Annotated in this window: 16 protein-coding genes and 1 tRNA gene; 11 read left to right on the forward strand and 6 right to left on the reverse strand. The window is 42.9% G+C overall.

What is annotated here, in order from left to right; all coding sequences use genetic code 11:
* Window position 1: 1 nt before the first annotated feature.
* Both ABIK48_03985 and ABIK48_03990 read right to left on the reverse strand, forming a co-directional pair.
* Window positions 2-1,513, reverse strand: a complete 1,512-nt coding sequence (locus ABIK48_03985; GenBank protein MEO0021315.1) for a response regulator — start codon at window positions 1,511-1,513, stop codon at window positions 2-4.
* Window positions 1,510-2,766, reverse strand: coding sequence for a HAMP domain-containing sensor histidine kinase (locus ABIK48_03990; protein MEO0021316.1), 1,257 nt, complete (start codon window positions 2,764-2,766; stop codon window positions 1,510-1,512). The genes ABIK48_03985 and ABIK48_03990 overlap by 4 nt, the downstream gene beginning before the upstream one ends.
* 119 nt (window positions 2,767-2,885) lie before the next feature.
* Between ABIK48_03990 and ABIK48_03995 the strand changes: the two genes are divergently transcribed.
* The 11 genes from ABIK48_03995 (at window position 2,886) to ABIK48_04045 (ending at window position 11,157) form a co-directional block, all read left to right on the forward strand.
* Window positions 2,886-4,037 (forward strand): DUF6754 domain-containing protein, encoded by a 1,152-nt coding sequence (locus tag ABIK48_03995; protein ID MEO0021317.1) that lies wholly within the window; start codon window positions 2,886-2,888, stop codon window positions 4,035-4,037.
* A 4-nt stretch (window positions 4,038-4,041) separates the two neighbouring features.
* Window positions 4,042-4,746 carry a hypothetical protein gene (locus ABIK48_04000; protein MEO0021318.1) on the forward strand — a complete coding sequence of 235 codons (705 nt, stop codon included), beginning with the start codon at window positions 4,042-4,044 and terminating at the stop codon, window positions 4,744-4,746.
* 39 nt (window positions 4,747-4,785) lie between these two features.
* Window positions 4,786-5,586 (forward strand): hypothetical protein, encoded by an 801-nt coding sequence (locus ABIK48_04005; protein MEO0021319.1) that lies wholly within the window; start codon window positions 4,786-4,788, stop codon window positions 5,584-5,586.
* Between the two features lie 3 nt (window positions 5,587-5,589).
* Complete coding sequence (locus tag ABIK48_04010) at window positions 5,590-6,216, forward strand: hypothetical protein (GenBank protein ID MEO0021320.1); 627 nt, start codon at window positions 5,590-5,592, stop codon at window positions 6,214-6,216.
* Between the two features lie 90 nt (window positions 6,217-6,306).
* A tRNA-Val gene (locus tag ABIK48_04015) sits at window positions 6,307-6,382 on the forward strand.
* A 33-nt stretch (window positions 6,383-6,415) separates the two neighbouring features.
* The gene (locus ABIK48_04020) at window positions 6,416-7,141 is read left to right on the forward strand and encodes a C4-type zinc ribbon domain-containing protein (GenBank protein ID MEO0021321.1); all 726 of its coding nucleotides are present in this window, start codon (window positions 6,416-6,418) and stop codon (window positions 7,139-7,141) included.
* Complete coding sequence (locus ABIK48_04025) at window positions 7,141-7,578, forward strand: ribonuclease HI family protein (GenBank protein ID MEO0021322.1); 438 nt, start codon at window positions 7,141-7,143, stop codon at window positions 7,576-7,578. Before ABIK48_04020 ends, ABIK48_04025 begins: the two co-directional genes overlap by 1 nt.
* 5 nt (window positions 7,579-7,583) lie before the next feature.
* The gene (locus ABIK48_04030) at window positions 7,584-8,465 is read left to right on the forward strand and encodes a lysophospholipid acyltransferase family protein (GenBank protein ID MEO0021323.1); all 882 of its coding nucleotides are present in this window, start codon (window positions 7,584-7,586) and stop codon (window positions 8,463-8,465) included.
* A complete protein-coding gene (dut, locus tag ABIK48_04035) occupies window positions 8,462-8,887 on the forward strand; it encodes a dUTP diphosphatase (protein MEO0021324.1) in 426 nt (141 codons plus the stop codon). The genes ABIK48_04030 and dut overlap by 4 nt, the downstream gene beginning before the upstream one ends.
* Before the next feature lie 3 nt (window positions 8,888-8,890).
* Window positions 8,891-10,003, forward strand: a complete 1,113-nt coding sequence (locus tag ABIK48_04040) for a glycosyltransferase family 4 protein (GenBank protein ID MEO0021325.1) — start codon at window positions 8,891-8,893, stop codon at window positions 10,001-10,003.
* The gene (locus ABIK48_04045; GenBank protein ID MEO0021326.1) at window positions 10,000-11,157 is read left to right on the forward strand and encodes a glycosyltransferase family 4 protein; all 1,158 of its coding nucleotides are present in this window, start codon (window positions 10,000-10,002) and stop codon (window positions 11,155-11,157) included. Before ABIK48_04040 ends, ABIK48_04045 begins: the two co-directional genes overlap by 4 nt.
* Here the strand turns inward: ABIK48_04045 and rsmA are convergent.
* From rsmA to ABIK48_04065, 4 genes are all read right to left on the reverse strand, one after another.
* Entirely contained in the window at window positions 11,137-12,009 is an 873-nt protein-coding gene (gene rsmA / locus ABIK48_04050; GenBank protein ID MEO0021327.1) for a 16S rRNA (adenine(1518)-N(6)/adenine(1519)-N(6))-dimethyltransferase RsmA, read from the reverse strand. The two genes, ABIK48_04045 and rsmA, sit on opposite strands and share 21 nt — an antisense overlap.
* Window positions 11,981-12,748: a TatD family hydrolase gene (locus tag ABIK48_04055; GenBank protein ID MEO0021328.1), complete on the reverse strand. Its 768-nt coding sequence runs from the start codon at window positions 12,746-12,748 to the stop codon at window positions 11,981-11,983. The genes rsmA and ABIK48_04055 overlap by 29 nt, the downstream gene beginning before the upstream one ends.
* A gap of 40 nt (window positions 12,749-12,788) precedes the next feature.
* On the reverse strand, window positions 12,789-14,789 hold the full coding sequence (gene metG, locus ABIK48_04060; GenBank protein ID MEO0021329.1) for a methionine--tRNA ligase: 2,001 nt from the start codon (window positions 14,787-14,789) through the stop codon (window positions 12,789-12,791).
* 73 nt (window positions 14,790-14,862) lie between these two features.
* Entirely contained in the window at window positions 14,863-15,768 is a 906-nt protein-coding gene (locus ABIK48_04065; protein ID MEO0021330.1) for a GNAT family N-acetyltransferase, read from the reverse strand.
* Window positions 15,769-15,775: the final 7 nt, after the last annotated feature.

A 15,775-nucleotide genomic window follows, 5' to 3' on the forward strand; every position in this document is an offset into this window, starting at 1 on the left:
CCTACTGGGGAGTCAACTTTGCATAAGGTACGATCATCTCCTCCATTGAGATCCCGCCGTGCTGGAAGCTATTTTTATAAGTCTTTTCATACTCCCGAGGTTTTGTGGGATAGATAAAATAATAATCTGAACGGGCGAGCGCATATTTCACTCCTCGATGTTCAGCAGGCAGTGCATAACTTTCAGGGTTTGATATTAATAAAGCATCTTTCTCTTCAACTCTTATCGCTGCACCGTGCTTGTAACGTAAATTCGCTGAAACTTCCCTTGATCCGTAAATCAGCGTAGGTCGTTTTACCCTGATAAATCCGTGGTCGCTGGTGATAATAATAATGCATTCCCGGCGGGCAAATTCCTTAAGCAGTTCATAGATAAACGATGATGCAAACCAGACACGAGTGACCCCAACCAGTGACGCATCATCGGTTATCATCTCATTTAACAGCCGGGTCTGTTTTACGGAATGAATCAGTAAATCAAGAAAGTTGATGATGATCACACTAAGGCGGATATTAGTATCAAAAAGAATGGTTTTTAACTGATTTAACTCTTCACCATGTGATGTTTTTACAAATGAAAAACGTGATTTGAATCCAAGTCGGCGCAGATTTTCAGCTAACAGTTCCTGTTCGTACCGATTCTGTCCGGTTTCTTCAAATACCCACCACGCTGGATAGCGCCGGTAAATCTCGAGAGGTAACAAACCGCTGAAAATGGCGTTTCGGGAATACGGCGTAGCACTGGGCAGGATTGAGAAGTAAAAGTTAGTTTCAATTTGATAAAAATCCTTCAGTAGCGGAAGAATCGCCAGCCATTGATCATAGCGCATGGAATCTAAAACAATAAAATAGATCTGGCGGTAACGGTCCCAGAGCGGCTTTACAATTTTCTCCAGTATCTGATGACTGAGTAAAGGGCTTTCCCCTGAAAGCCACTGGGGATAGTTTTCTTCAATAAATAGACTGAACTTGTTATTGGCTGCTCGATGCCGTTCCTGAAGGATCTCTTTCAGACCGGAATCGTCGTAACGGTGGATGATATGATTCCAATAGTTCAGGAGAAAATAGTAATCTGCCCAATCCCCTGCACTTTCTAAGTCCCTTGCTTCGTTAATGGTTTGAACAAATTCTCTGCCCATTTGAGTCACTACTAGTTTTCGTTTTTCCAGCAAACGTTTTATGACGGCAAGAAGCTGAGCAGGAGTAAAAGGTTTAATAATAAAATCATCGACCATTTTGCCGAGCGCTTCGTTGATCAGTGCTTCATCATCGGACTTAGTGACCATCGCCACAAAAACTTGGGGATCAATTTCTTTGATCCGACGCAGTACATCAAGCCCCTGCATCCCGGTCATCATTTGATCCAGTAAAATAAGATCAAATGATTGCGATCTTAACAACGACAAACCGTCCGGTCCGTTAGTTGCAGTTGTAACCTGATAACCTTTCTTTTCCAGTGTGTAAATAAATGGACGGAGCAGATCAATCTCATCGTCAATCCATAGCAGTTTCATGGTTTTTCCACGGGTAAATAAATAGCAAAAACTGTTCTTCCCGGCTGACTTTCCTTTAAAACCAACCGTCCCCGGTGATAGCCCTCTACGATCCGCTTTGCAAGTGTCAAACCGACACCCCAGCCATAACGTTTAGTCGTCACTCCGGGTTCAAATAATTTGGTGGTTTTTACTCCTTCGCCGGTATCCATTACTTCAACTTCAACCCATCGGTGATCGGATGTAAGCTGAAGTTTTACCCTGACCTCCCCGGTTTTTTCGCCAATCGCATCGATGGAGTTTTTGAGTAAGTTTTCGAGCGTCCAGGATAACAGCACGGAATCTACCATTACTACCGGACGGTCTTTTAGCTCAAGAACTATATTTACTCCCCGTGGAGAACGCCGTCTTACGAACTCAACAGTACTTTCTACAATCTCATTTAATGTTCTTTTTTCGAGATCCGGCGGCAATCCGATACGGCTGAAACGACTGAGCACCTCGTTTATACGTGCTAGGTCTTCTTCCATCTGGCGCACAATTTCTGTTTCTCCGTTTTCTCTTAACACATCAAGCCAGGCAGTGAAAGAAGATACCGGTGTTGCAAGCTGATGCGCTGTTTCTTTTGCAAGCGCTGTCCAGATATGCTCCTGCTCTCGTCTTTTATATTCGAGTATACCGACAACACCGGTAGCTACGAATGCAAGAAAAAGAATCAGCTGGATCAATGAAAAATAGCGGAGCAGCCTGACCGAATTAAAGAGACTGCTGGTAATCCGACGGAGAATGACGGTTGCCGGCGATGTTCCATAGTGAATTACATTTAGACAGCGTAAAGAATCACCCTCGCGCACCATGACTGGAATTGGGGCGTGTTCGGCGTCAAGTTTCTTGATTTGCTGGAGAAGTTGTGAGCGAGAAGTATCTGCGTCATTAATGTTCCGGAAAGTTACAGGATTACCCTCGGGGTCAGTGATAATTACCGGAAAATCGATTTTCTGAATTACTTCATCAAATATTATGTCCAATTCAGCAGACCCCCCATCATCAGGTTCTGTTATTTGACTCATAAAGCGGGCATAAATTCGAGTGCGGAGCTGAGTTTCGCTTTCAAGCTGATGATACAGAGTAGCAGCATAATTGCGCCACAACCGTGATAATTTCATGAGGAGAAACTGGGAATAAAAAAACCAGATGCCGGCGAATACAATTAAGCCAACGGCAAAGTACGCCTGCAAACCTCGGGATCCAATTCCGATTTTAATTTTATTCAATTTATTTTAATATACAGCTGCCATTTTCAAAAGTCAATGAGCGTTTTGCTTTAAATACAGAACGGCCAGTTTACTATATTATTTATTGACTCTGAGAATATTATCAGTATGCTATTCAAATGCCGATCATTGGGACAATCGCGATCGTGGCATCAAGCTTAATTGCGCCTCCAGAATCATTAGCAGTGCGCGACAACCCGAATGATCAAGGAAGGGCAATTTTAATTAGCTGGGTTTATCCCCAAACTGAATCAATAATTGGCTTCCGGATTTTTCGAGCCTGTTCGCTTCCGGATAAATTTGCCGCGTTGAATAGCGAACTCATTATTGGAACTGAATATCTGGACAGTGATACCATGCTCTGTGACGGGGTTCCCTACTATTATTTCATCCGTGTTTACAGTGCCTATGATTCAGCCGATTCGCCGGTGATTGGGCCGGTCGTTTCAAGCGCCCAGTGGTTTAATACGGATAGATTTAATGTTCTAGTTCTTGCGGTAATTATAAACGGTCTTTTCATTTTCTACCTGCTAAGGGCACGGCGCAACACAGGAATGTTTATTCGAAAAATCAACGGCTTGGATGCAATTGATGAAGCACTGGGAAGAGCAACAGAAATGGGAAAACCTGTCTTATTCAGTTTCGGGCTCGGGTACATAACTGACATGGTTGTTATCGCCGCATTGCCCATCTTACGCCGGATTGCAAGCAAAACCGCTCAATATGCGGTGCGTCTTATTGTTCCCAATTCTGATCCACTTGTTATGACTACAGCGCAAGAAACGGTTAAGGAGGCATATACTGAGGCGGGACGACCCGATCTTTATAATCAGGACAATATCAGTTTTCTGACTTCCGATCAGTTTGGCTACGCTGCAGGAGTTGATGGTATTATTTTACGTGAAAAACCAGGGGCTATTTTCTGGCTTGGGTATTTCTATGCCGAATCTCTGATCATGGCGGAAACGGGTCACAGCATCGGAGCAATTCAGCTTGCTGGTACTACTGAAACCACACAACTTCCTTTTTTTGTTGCGGCATGTGATTATACTATGATAGGTGAGGAAATTTACGCCGCATCCTGCTATCTCAAACCCGAACCGATTATGCTAGGTACTATAAAAGGCGAAGATTTTATTAAATTTCTGTTGATTATATTAATCTCATTAATAGTATTATTGGGTACTGCTGCTCGCCTACTGCCGAATGAGGCGCCATTTCTTAACAATTTATTTGGGACAATTGTTAACTGGTTTACACCTAAATCATAAGTCTATGTTGCACCGCACCGGTCCGCTGATTTTGGTCTTTGGAACTGCACTTTTGTTGATTATAGCCTTTTTTATACCCCATAAACCATTCGGAGATCTTGAGGCACGGTTTCTCAACTGGTATGCTATAATTTCTGGCTTCACATTTCTGCTGGGACTGGATTCACTTGCCCGCCATCATCTGATTAAAATCGCGCGCCGTGAAAAAGGGTGGTTTTACAGCTTGCTTTTAGTTACCAGTCTCTTTGGCACTCTTTTTTTGGGTCTATATTCGTGGGTTCGATATGCCAGTCCCTTTGCACTTAACGCACCTTTTATGTGGTTATACAAGTTTATGATCATTCCCCTGCAAGCCACGATGTTTGCAACACTTGCTTTCTTTATTTTTTCTGCTGCTTATCGCGCTTTCCGGGTCCGTAATTTGGCTGCTACTCTTTTGCTCATAGCTGCATGTCTCGTAATGCTCGGCAATGTTCCAATCGGCAGCTCCATTTGGGGAGGAATAAGTTGGTTGATCCATCAAATCTTTCCCAATACCAACTTAGAGATATTAAAACGATGGGAACTTTTTGCTGCAGCTAAAGACTGGCTAATGGCCATTCCCCAGGCTGCTGCGGGGAGGGGAATTGGTATCGGACTTGCCCTGGGAGGAATAGCAATGTCCCTGCGCATAATTCTGGGTATTGAGCGTACTTATCTGTCTTCATAGAGCCGTATGAAAGTAACTCTCCTTCCAATGTGGCGAACATTGGCATCAATCGACAGGAGAATTATTTACCTTCTCCTGACAATCGTAGTAGTACTGCCACTTATTATCCACCCCAAAATTAAAGTAAGGGTATCCGAACCAGTTCGAGCCGCGTTCAAGTCGATTGAAAAATTGCCACAAAATTCTGTAGTAATGATCTCAATTGATTTTGACCCTTCGTCGGCTCCTGAGGTCCAGCCCATGCTAATTGCCATATTAAGACATTGCTTTAAGAAAAACTTAAAAGTGATTTTAACCGGTCAGCTTGCATTAGGATTACCATTGGGAGAAATCGCTCTAAATCAGGTTTCAGGCGAATATAACAAGGTTTATGGCAAAGACTATATAAATATTGGTTACCGCCCTGGATCTACAGCACTGATGGTTGGCATTGGACGCGAAATCAGAGATTTTTTTAAAACTGATTATCAAGGCGTTCCTCTGGATAGCTTTGAATTTATGCGTCGAGTCCATAATTATCATGACATTGCACTACTTGTTACTCTCGCGCATGGTGCCGTTGCCGACGCCTGGATACAATATGCTGGTGCGCGGTTTAATCAAAAAATCATCGTCGGATGCACAGGAGTAAATGCACCAAACATGTATCAGTATCTCAGCGCCCAGCAGATCGCCGGACTTATCGGCGGACTACAGGGGGCTTCTGAGTACGAAACTCTTGTAGAAAAACCTGGCGCCGCTACACTTGGAATGCCCGCTCAATCGACCGCTCATGCTCTGCTAATAATACTATTAATTATCGGTAACATCGGATTTATTTTGACCAAGAAAAAGAAGTAACTCATGAGCGGCGATTTAATCGGCACCTGGCTGGCAGCAACTTTGACAATTGCGATATTCTCATTCCTTTACCGAGATAACCCGCTTTATCGTGCAGCTGAACACGTTTACGTCGGGATTTCTGCCGGTTTCGCAGTAATATATGCATGGGCATTTGATGTTTATCCCATGCTTGTCGAATCATTTAAAGCGCAGCTCGGTGCTAAAAATTATTTCGAAGCCTATATATTAGTAATCCCTGCACTGTTGGGATTGGCAATGCTGTTACGGTCCATTCCCAAACTGACTTGGATTTCAAGGTGGCCAATATCATTTACCATAGGCATCGGAGCGGGGCTCGGGCTAATAGCCGCTATTCAGGGATATCTGTTGCCTCAGATATTTGATACATTGAGACCGTTGGTAACCATTAACAATGCTATTATCTACATCGGCGTTATTACAACCTTAACATATTTTTATTTTTCACGAGAGCACAGGGGTTTGACTGGTGTCGTTGCCCGCATTGGAATTATATTCATTATGGTAGCATTTGGCGCATCATTCGGTTATACAGTCATGGCACGCGTCTCTCTGCTTATCGGAAGATTTTATTTTTTATTCCACGACTGGCTGCCTCTAATCCGATAATATCCATCTGAATCGCAACAGTTAGAAAATTAATTTCTTGACAGCGAATGAACAATCAATATATTAAATAAGTTGAAGTTAGAAAAATTGGGGCGATTAGCTCAGCTTTGGTTAGAGCGCTTGCTTGACATGCAAGAGGTCACCTGTTCAAATCAGGTATCGCCCATTCAACCAATAGTCCCACACAGCATGCGATAATATGAAAGAACATTTTGCCAATCTCCGATGTCTACAGGAAATTGATAACGAAATAAAAAACCTGCGAGAACGCTTGAACGAACTGCCAGGTAAAGTAACTGACATCCAAAAAAGGTGTGAGGCAATTAAAACAATTCTCGAGGGGAAAAAACAATTACTGCAAGAATCAAAAAAGCAATACAAACTGGCAGATGTAGATTTGCGTGCTGCCGAAGAAAAGATTGCCGCCTATTCGGTTCAACTTTACTCAGCCAAGGATAATGTTCAATACAAGGCATTAATCAAGGAGATTGAAACGCAAAAGAAGGTAAAAAATGACATTGAAGATCGCATCATTTACCTGCTAGAAAGCATCGAAAAGCTGGAAAGAGAAATCCAGGAGCTGGAAAAGACGGTTGCTCAAGCGGAAACTGATGCCAAAAATAGGATTTCAGTTTTAGAGGAGGAAAGAAAAGAGTTGGAAAAAGCCGTTTCAGAACGCGAGTCCCAGAGAACACATCTCGCCGAGTTGCTGCCTGCTGATTTGTTAAGACGGTATGAACGAATCCGCATAAGTAAAGGAGGAATAGCTGTAACTAATACGGAAAATGACAGATGTAACGGTTGTTTAAGCCCAATTCCTCCGCAGCGAATATTAGAAATTGAAAGGCAAGACAAACTATACCTTTGTGAGGCATGTGGGCGAATACTGCTGCCGGCCGAAAAGAAAACTCATCCTGCAAATTAGTGAAACCAAAATCGCCTGCTACAGACGCTCAGCCTTATACAGTACAGGTTGACGGTTCTTCACGCAATAATCCTGGCCCGGCGGGTATCGGTGTGGCTGTTATTGCGCCCAACGGCCAGCTTATCAAAGAAATAAGCCGATTTATTGGTATAAAAACAAACAATCAGGCTGAATATGAAGCGTTGATTACGGCGTTAACCGAGATAAAAAATATGAATATCCAATCTGTTACGATTCAGACCGACTCTGAGTTACTTTACTACCAGTTAACTGGAAAATACTCAGTTAAAAGCGACAAACTCAAACCCCTGTATCAGCGTGCCAAGCAACTGCTTGATTCTCTATCAAATGTCAAATTCATTCTCGTCCCGAGAAAATGTAATCGATTGACTGATAAGCTTGCCAAGAAGGCGTCTTCTCTTGTCGCATCTCGTTAAAAAGAATGAAAAGGGCACGTAACTTTGCAATTACATGGTTAATGCCCCTTGGTACGTTACTTCAATTCATACTTCCCAGATGGTTGGTAACAAAAATCGCCATATTTATCGGCGGACTGGCATGCCGATTGAGCCCACGCAAACGGGAAAAATTGATAGAAAATTACCGTCATATTTTAGGTAGGCAGCGGAGTCAAGCTGAATTGACCCAAATTGCCTGCCGGGCTTTTAAAAACTTAGCTCTCTTTTATGCTGACCTGCTGCGTGTTCCTGTAATGAAAAAAAGGACCGCTCTCCTAGGTACTTTTGACCCTCGAAATATCAATCGTGTATTGAAACAGAACCGGAGTGCCATATTAGTAACTGCTCACATCGGAAACTGGGATTTGGCGGGAGTCTTCCTGACTGCTTTAGGTTATCCTCTGTCAGCAGTTGTAGAACCAATACCGCGAGGCTGGACAAAGACATTTGATCGCTACCGCCGAGCCTGTGCCATGGAAACCATTCCAATTCCAGAACATAATCGGATTAATCGTGCGATAGAACGAGGTAAAATTGTAGCACTGGTTGCCGATCGTGACCTAACAGGACACGGAATCATCTGTCCAGCATTTGATGCATACCGTTTCTTTCCTAAAGGACCGGCAGTTTACGCACTACGCCATCGTATTCCAGTTGTGATCGGTTATTTTATTTATCAGAAAAGAAAGAACCTTCCTCCCTACATGGGTGTAATTGAACCGCCAATTGAATTTCAGCCAACAGCGAACATGGATGAAGATATTCACCGCTTGACTTCGATAATTGCTTTTAAACTAAATCAAATTATCAGCAGTTATCCTGATCAATGGTTAGTATTTAACGCCGACTGGAAATGCGGAAAATAAAAGTAAAAATTAAAAGACTAGTTAAAAACATCCCCCTGCCATTTCAAAGTACACCGGGCGCTGCCGGCTATGATCTTGCAGCTGCTGAAGACGCAATAATAAAACCCCACAGCTTTGGCGTTGTTCGCACGGGAATAGCTATCGAATTGCCCACTGAGATCGAAGCTCAAATTCGGCCTCGTTCCGGACTCGCTATGCATAAGGGCATCGGTGTGTTAAACAGTCCTGGCACAATTGATCCTGATTATCGCGGTGAACTTAAAGTAATTCTATTTAACTGTTCTGATGCTGACTTTAAAATCAAATTTGGTGATCGCATTGCCCAGATAGTGTTTTCTCAGAGATTACAAATTGAATTTCAAGAAACAAAACAATTGACAAAAACTTTACGCAATGAAAAAGGCTTCGGCCACACTGGGTAATGAATGCGAATCTGTTTAGTATCCAGCGCGTACCGTCCTTATATTTCGGGGGTTGGGGAACATGTCCATTACCTTGGCTCTGAGCTTCAAAAAATGGGACATACTGTCCATGTGCTTACTTCGACTTGCCGGACTATTTCGGAAAATGATTTATTACCAACGATGAGACTCGGTACCGGGTTGACAATACCCTTTGCTGGAGGAGAGTTTACTCTTCCGGTTGGCGCAAGACTGGCGCCAGAGGTAAAAAATTTTTTAAAAAAACATACATTCGATATTGTCCACTGCCACGGCATTTTCCCCCCGGAACTTGCATACTGGGCAGCAATATACGCTACTTGCCCTACAGTAGTTACCTTCCACACCGTGACACCACATCTGCCTCCTTTTTTATGTAACCTTGCCGCTTTCTCACTTAAAAAATTGAATGCCAAACTAGCTGCAAAAATCGCTGTTTCTCAGGCTGCTAAACGATGGGCAGAAAAATTCTTCCCTGGGGAGTATCATGTAATTCCCAATGGCGTTGACCTCAGCAATTTCTCCCCTAACGCCCCCCCCGCACTTTCACCGGCACATCCGAGAATTATTTATGTAGGAAGACTTGAAAAAAGAAAAGGGTTGAAATATCTTATCCTTGCCCTGCCGGCTGTATTAAAAGAATTTCCGAAAGCAAGCTTGGTTGTAGTGGGTTATGGCCCCTTAAAAAATTATGTTATGCAACTTGCGCACAAAATAAAAGTATTGGACTCTGTTCAATTTGTAGGGCCGGTATCAAATAGTAAACTTCCGGGATACTATACTTCCTCCACTGTCTATGTTGCTCCAACGATAAACCCTGAGGCCATGGGAATAGTTCTTATTGAAGCAATGGCATGCGGAATTCCCGTCATTGCTTCAGATATATCTGGATATGATGAAATTATTACTAATGGAGTAAACGGCATACTAGTTCCCAGAAGAAATATTGCAAAGCTGGCCGAAGCAATCATTACCCTTATATCAAATTCAAATTTGAGAAACCGCATTTCAGAAAACGCACTACGATATGTAGCACAATATGACTGGAAAAACATTGCCGCTCATATTGAGTCAATTTATAACCAAATAACCCAATGAAACGCCCGCTAAAGATCTTGCTAGTATCTGCAGCGTATCGCCCATATCCATCAGGGGTAAGCGAACATGTCCATAATCTGGCATCGGCACTTACGACGTTGGGTCATTCGGTAACAATTTTAACCACACATTTTCCGAAATTTCAAAAATTAGCACCTGTCGATAATATTGAAGTTCCGATAATACGTTATGGCAAGGCTATTCTGCTTCCGCTTAATCGCTCCTATGCCACTTTACCGGTTGGAGCAAAATTATCCAAACAAATTGCTGCTTTCCTTCGCAGCTATCATTTCGACATCGTGCATTGCCACGGCTTCTTTTTCCCTGAAATATCTTACTGGGCCTTAATCCACAGTAATTCGGTTAATGTCGTAACTTCTCTAACCGCAGGATTCAAAATCCATAGATTTGGAAGTCCAGTGTTCCGGATGATATTTTCAAAGGAAATAAAAAAGATCCATGGTAAAATCGCAATTTCAAACCGGGCCCGCATGGCCATCGAGCCTTATTTACCCGGTGAATACCGTATTATTCCCTCGGGGGTTAATTTAAAACTATTTCAACCGGGTTATAAGCCCAAGATTGAAAAAAAAACCGGCGAAAAAATTATACTTTTCCTTGGAAGATTAGACAAAAGGAAAGGTTTAGAGGTTCTCATCCAGGCAATGCCAGATATTATCAACTCTGTACCGAATACCCGTTTAATTATAGTAGGTCAAGGCCAAAGGAAGGAACACTACGTTAAAATGGTACATGAGCTCGGCTTAGCGAAAAGAGTTGCTTTTCTTGGCGCCGCGCGCGCGGACGAACTGCCTAGCTATTATTGCAGTGCAGATGTTTATTGTTCCCCCGCACTGGGAGGGGAGACTCTTGGGATTGTTTTGTTGGAAGCCATGGCCTGTGGAGTTCCTGTAGTAGCATCTAATATACCAGGATATGATGAAACCGTATCACATTTGAATGATGGTATTTTAGTCACACCCGGCAACAGCACAGAATTAGCTAAAGCTATTATAAAAGTCCTTTCCGATAACAGTCTGCGCGCAAATTTAATAAATGCAGGATTACAAAAGGTCACAAATGAATATGATTGGTCGATAATCGCCTCGAAGACAATTGATTATTATTATGAATTAATGAAAAACAGGAGTTAATGCCGACGCAAGTTTGAAAAAATCATCGGGTGCCAAGCTATTAGCCCGGACATCAGACGGTAGTCTGATTTTATTAAACACACTAATTAACTCAGTACGACTAATTTTAAGACTCAAAGCCAGATTATTTATTAAAAGCTTCCGAGGTTGCGGATAGAAACCAGCGTTTACAATGGCAATGAATTTTTTTATGTCGGGGATAGAAAAAAGCAATTCTCTACGTTTAAATATGACCGCGGTTGAAACGACATCGGGGGTTGGTTTAAAGTAACTTCGTGGAATATTAAAAAGCCGACGGCATTCGCAGAGATACTGAGTGACCACTGAAATAGGACCGTAATCCGGGCTGCCGGGAATAGCAAGAACACGCTGAGCAAATTCACGTTGCACGGTAATGACGGACACATTCCAGTGCCAACAGTATTCCAGTAACTTCCACAATATTGCCGATGATATGTAATAAGGCAGGTTACCGATTATTTTCAAGTTCCTGTAGTTTGTCATGTCAAACGCCAGAAAATCGCACTCCACGAGCCTTAAATTGTTGTTCAGTGGAAATTTGCGCGCTAAATAATCAATTAACCTTTTATCAATCTCAACACCTATTACCTCCTTAGCAACTTTAGTTAATTTGCCGGTAACAATGCCCCTGCCTGGACCTATTTCCAGTACCGTGTCGTTGTCAGTAACATTTAGAGCTTTAACCAGTTGTTCTGCAGTCTTTTCGTGCACAAGAAACACCTGACCTAATGATCTAATAGGTTTGATCTCATCCCTCTCGATTTTAATCAGTTTCGGATGGAAGCGAGCAGAACGAAAACAATCAGGCAATTTGAAGGCAGCGCCGGGCATTATCTCTAGTTATCGTCGCTATTTCTTTAGGGGTCAAATTCAGTATCTCGGCAAGATAATTGAGCGTAACTCTGATATACGAAGGTTCATTCCTTTTGCCCGCAACAAGCTCGGTTCTGGGGATCAAGTAGGGAGCATCGGTTTCGATCAGTATTCGGTCGACGGGAATTGATCTTGCTATTTCCACTAGCCGTTTTTCTCCAAATGTCAGGTTACCGGAAAAGGAAATGTAAAATCCTTTCTCAACCGCCCATTCAGCAAGCTTCCTTCCATCCGAAAAGCAGTGCAGTATGCCTTTAAAATAGTTGTGCTCTTGTAAAATCGCCATTGCCGCAAAAGCAGCATCACGGATGTGAATAATTAAAGGCAGATTCATCATTTTTGCAAGTTCAATCTGAGCGCGAAATGCGGTTTCCTGATTGGCTTTAGTGGAGAATTCGCGGAAAAAATCGAGCCCCGTCTCTCCAATTGCCTTCACTTGGGGTTCAATACACAGATCTTTGAGCATCTGAATATCAATGCTTCGAAAGTTATCAGCCTCATGCGGATGAATTCCAACTGAGCAATATAGACCGCTGAACTTCTGGCATAATTCTATCGTCTCCCTGCTATCGGGAATATTCATACTCACGGTAAGTATTTCCTTGACCCCGGCTTGTTGAGCACGTTTCATAACCGCACTCAAATCGGAAGCAAACTGGAAATCGGTTAGGTGACAATGCGAATCAAAGATCAACAAACTGTCAGGATTCTCCTTGCTTTTTCTGGGCATACAAACTTTATGTAACTGCGGTCCCGGGAGTCACATCCTGCTCCGGCCTTATGAGCGCAACCTGCTTTCCATCCACCGCAGCTAACAGCATTCCGAATGATTCGACACCTCGAATTGTCGCCGGTTGTAAATTAGCTACAACCACTATCTGCTTTCCAACTACAGCTTCGGGAGAATATGTTTCACCGATACCGGCAACAATCTGACGTTCTTCCTTCCCGAGATCAATAACTAATTTCAGCAATTTAGAAGTTCCGGGAATGCGTTCGGCAGATTTAACGAGGGCAACTCGTAAATCTATTTTTTTAAACTCATCAATGGTAATCATAGATGGCTCCCTTTCATTTTTTTCTTTCTTATCAGGCCCCAATTTGGATTTTTCCTGAATGATAATTTTTTCAGGCAATTTCTGAAACAGAATCTCTGTTTCGCCCAATTCACTTGGGACCGCAGGGTTCAGAACATCGTCCCAAGTTCTCTTTCCCAAATTCAACATTTTAGCAATTTTCCGGCTGGTAAAAGGTAAAAACGGATATGTAATAATTTCAAGCATTGAAATAAGCTTTGAACATACTGCCATTGTCCGGTTGCACTGCGCCCGATCCGCGCTGAAGGTCCGCCACGGTGCACTGTGATCAAAGTAACGATTGCCGATTGCAGCCAAGTTCATCATCTCACGTGCTGCATCTTTAATTTGAAAACCCTCAATTAAGGTTGCAATGCGAACAACAATTTCCTGCGCCATCCCAATCACTTTCTCACTGTCCGAATCAGTACCGGTAAATTGTGGGATTTTACCGCTGTAGTATCTCTTTATGAATACCACCACCCTATTGATAAAATTACCGAGTATATCCGCCAGCTCGTTATTGTTGCGACTGTGAAAATCTGCCCAGGTAAAATCCACATCTCGATTTTCAGGTAAATTAATCGCCAGTGCATAACGCAAGGGATCAGGAGGATATTGAGACAAGTAATCACTCAGCCATATTGCACGATTACGTGATGTAGAAAGTTTTGCGCCCTCAAGATTGAGAAATTCATTGGCAGGAATTTCACTTGGCAAGATAAATTCATCGTGTGCCATCAGCATGGCAGGCCAGACGATGGCATGGAAAACTATATTGTCCTTACCAATAAAATGAACCAGCTTAGTCTGGGGATTAAACCAGTAATCCTTCCATAAATCCGGCCTGCCAAGACTTTCTGCCCAGTCCTGGGTGGCTGATATGTAACCGATGGGGGCATCAAACCATACATAAAACACTTTTCCCGCAGCCTCCGGCAGAGGAACGGGAACACCCCACGATAAGTCGCGAGTAATCGGACGGTCAACCAGTCCTCTTTTTAACCATCCTTCACAGAAACGCATCACATTAGGTTTCCAATGTGTCTTCGATGCTAACCAAGTTCGCAGATTAGTTTCGAACTGCGACAGGCGAAAAAACCAATGCACTGTTTCACGGCGTTCCGGGGTCATTCCGCATACTTTGCACCTCGGATCGATTAATTCAAAAGGTTCCAGCCATTTACCGCATTGTTCACACTGATCGCCCCTTGCCTCATTATTGCCGCAACTGGGACATGCACCTTCAACATAGCGATCCGCCAAAAACATTTTACACCGCGGACAGTAAAGTTGGCTGGTAGTTTTGGGTGTAATAAATCCCCGCCGGTATATTTGGAGAAAAAAATCCTGCACAGTTCGATAATGCAGTGACAGAGAAGTTCGGGAATAATTATCAAATTCGATACCGAATTTTTCAAAAGATTGTTTTATCAAAGGATGATAATGATCGACCAGTTCTTTAGGTGATATTCCTGCACGTTGAGCAGCGATTGTTATCGGAACCCCATGTTCATCAGAACCGCATATGAATATAACATCTGTACCTTTTAGTCGGTGGTATTTAACATAAATATCTGCTGGAAGATAAGCTCCAGCCAGATGGCCCAGATGAATTTCTCCATTAGCGTAGGGCAGCGCACTGGTCACCAGTAATTTCATAGAGAAAAAATACTAAATTTGCAGACAAAGTCAATAGCCATGAATTACAAATCAGAACGATTTCGTCTCAAATTCACAATCCAATTTCGCGGGTGTAAAAGATGTAAGTCCGCGAATGGTCAGGTCGGAACCCATTATGCCAGAAGACATTGATTGCCGGATTGGTGCTGAATGTTGAAGCAAGAACTTTCTGAGCTCCTTGATCTTTTATCCATTTGAGTGCATGTCCCAAAAGTATACTTCCGATACCTCTTCGACGCCACTTTGGGATAACGCCAAAATCTACAATTTCATATGCCTTATAAGGTAAATTCTTGCAGATAAAGGTAACGAGGTAGGCTATCGGTTCCTCCTTGATCTCTGCTAACATTATCTGTTCGGGTTTAAAGCCGGGTTCGCTTTTTTCTATCAGCAGAAAATCTTCATTCCAATTCAGAGGTTCCCCTTGATTAGGAGGATCGTCGAAGGCGGCAGCGCTGATCCGGCGTAAAAGTGGTATCTCTTCCGGTAAACGGACAGCTCGCACTGCCATATCAGGAAAATATTCTCCCCGGGGCAGTACTTCAAGGATGTGGGACATCCCCAGCATGGACACCGGATGCTTCACAAATCCAAATTCTGTCAATATCGGTGGATGAATATGATCAGTAGCTCGAGAGAAAAAAACTATATGATTAATTTTGTGGTTAACAGCCAAGTGTCTGGCTTCCGAAAGCAATCGTTCTACAAGTGGTTGGTAAAAGCTGCGCTCGCGTGCCCGCGGAGAAAGAAACAATCCGAAAGAAATTACATCCTGAAGACGCCATGTAGCTACAGAAATCCAGCCGTATCCCAATATGGTAGATTTGCATTCCAAAACTAATCCAGTACCGTTTTTCAACCAATCAGTATCAAAAAGCTTTTCATAGTCTTCTAATGAGTAAAATGCGTCACAGCCAGTTTCGTTTCTGCATGATATCGTTATACGACCAATCTCCATCGCATCC

The organism is candidate division WOR-3 bacterium (genome assembly GCA_039801085.1).
Lineage (GTDB): Bacteria > Hydrothermota > Tepidihabitantia > Tepidihabitantales > Tepidihabitantaceae > JAOABP01.

Bases quoted from the DNA above. Each gene is read 5' to 3' on its own strand.
- ABIK48_03985 (MEO0021315.1), bottom strand. From the start codon at position 1,513: ATGAAACTGCTATGGATTGACGATGAGATTGATCTGCTCCGTCCATTT.
- ABIK48_03995 (MEO0021317.1), top strand. From the start codon at position 2,886: ATGCCGATCATTGGGACAATCGCGATCGTGGCATCAAGCTTAATTGCG.
- ABIK48_04000 (MEO0021318.1), top strand. From the start codon at position 4,042: ATGTTGCACCGCACCGGTCCGCTGATTTTGGTCTTTGGAACTGCACTT.
- ABIK48_04010 (MEO0021320.1), top strand. From the start codon at position 5,590: ATGAGCGGCGATTTAATCGGCACCTGGCTGGCAGCAACTTTGACAATT.
- ABIK48_04020 (MEO0021321.1), top strand. From the start codon at position 6,416: ATGAAAGAACATTTTGCCAATCTCCGATGTCTACAGGAAATTGATAAC.
- ABIK48_04030 (MEO0021323.1), top strand. From the start codon at position 7,584: ATGAAAAGGGCACGTAACTTTGCAATTACATGGTTAATGCCCCTTGGT.
- ABIK48_04040 (MEO0021325.1), top strand. From the start codon at position 8,891: ATGCGAATCTGTTTAGTATCCAGCGCGTACCGTCCTTATATTTCGGGG.
- ABIK48_04045 (MEO0021326.1), top strand. From the start codon at position 10,000: ATGAAACGCCCGCTAAAGATCTTGCTAGTATCTGCAGCGTATCGCCCA.
- rsmA (MEO0021327.1), bottom strand. From the start codon at position 12,009: ATGCCCGGCGCTGCCTTCAAATTGCCTGATTGTTTTCGTTCTGCTCGC.
- metG (MEO0021329.1), bottom strand. From the start codon at position 14,789: ATGAAATTACTGGTGACCAGTGCGCTGCCCTACGCTAATGGAGAAATT.
- ABIK48_04065 (MEO0021330.1), bottom strand. From the start codon at position 15,768: ATGGAGATTGGTCGTATAACGATATCATGCAGAAACGAAACTGGCTGT.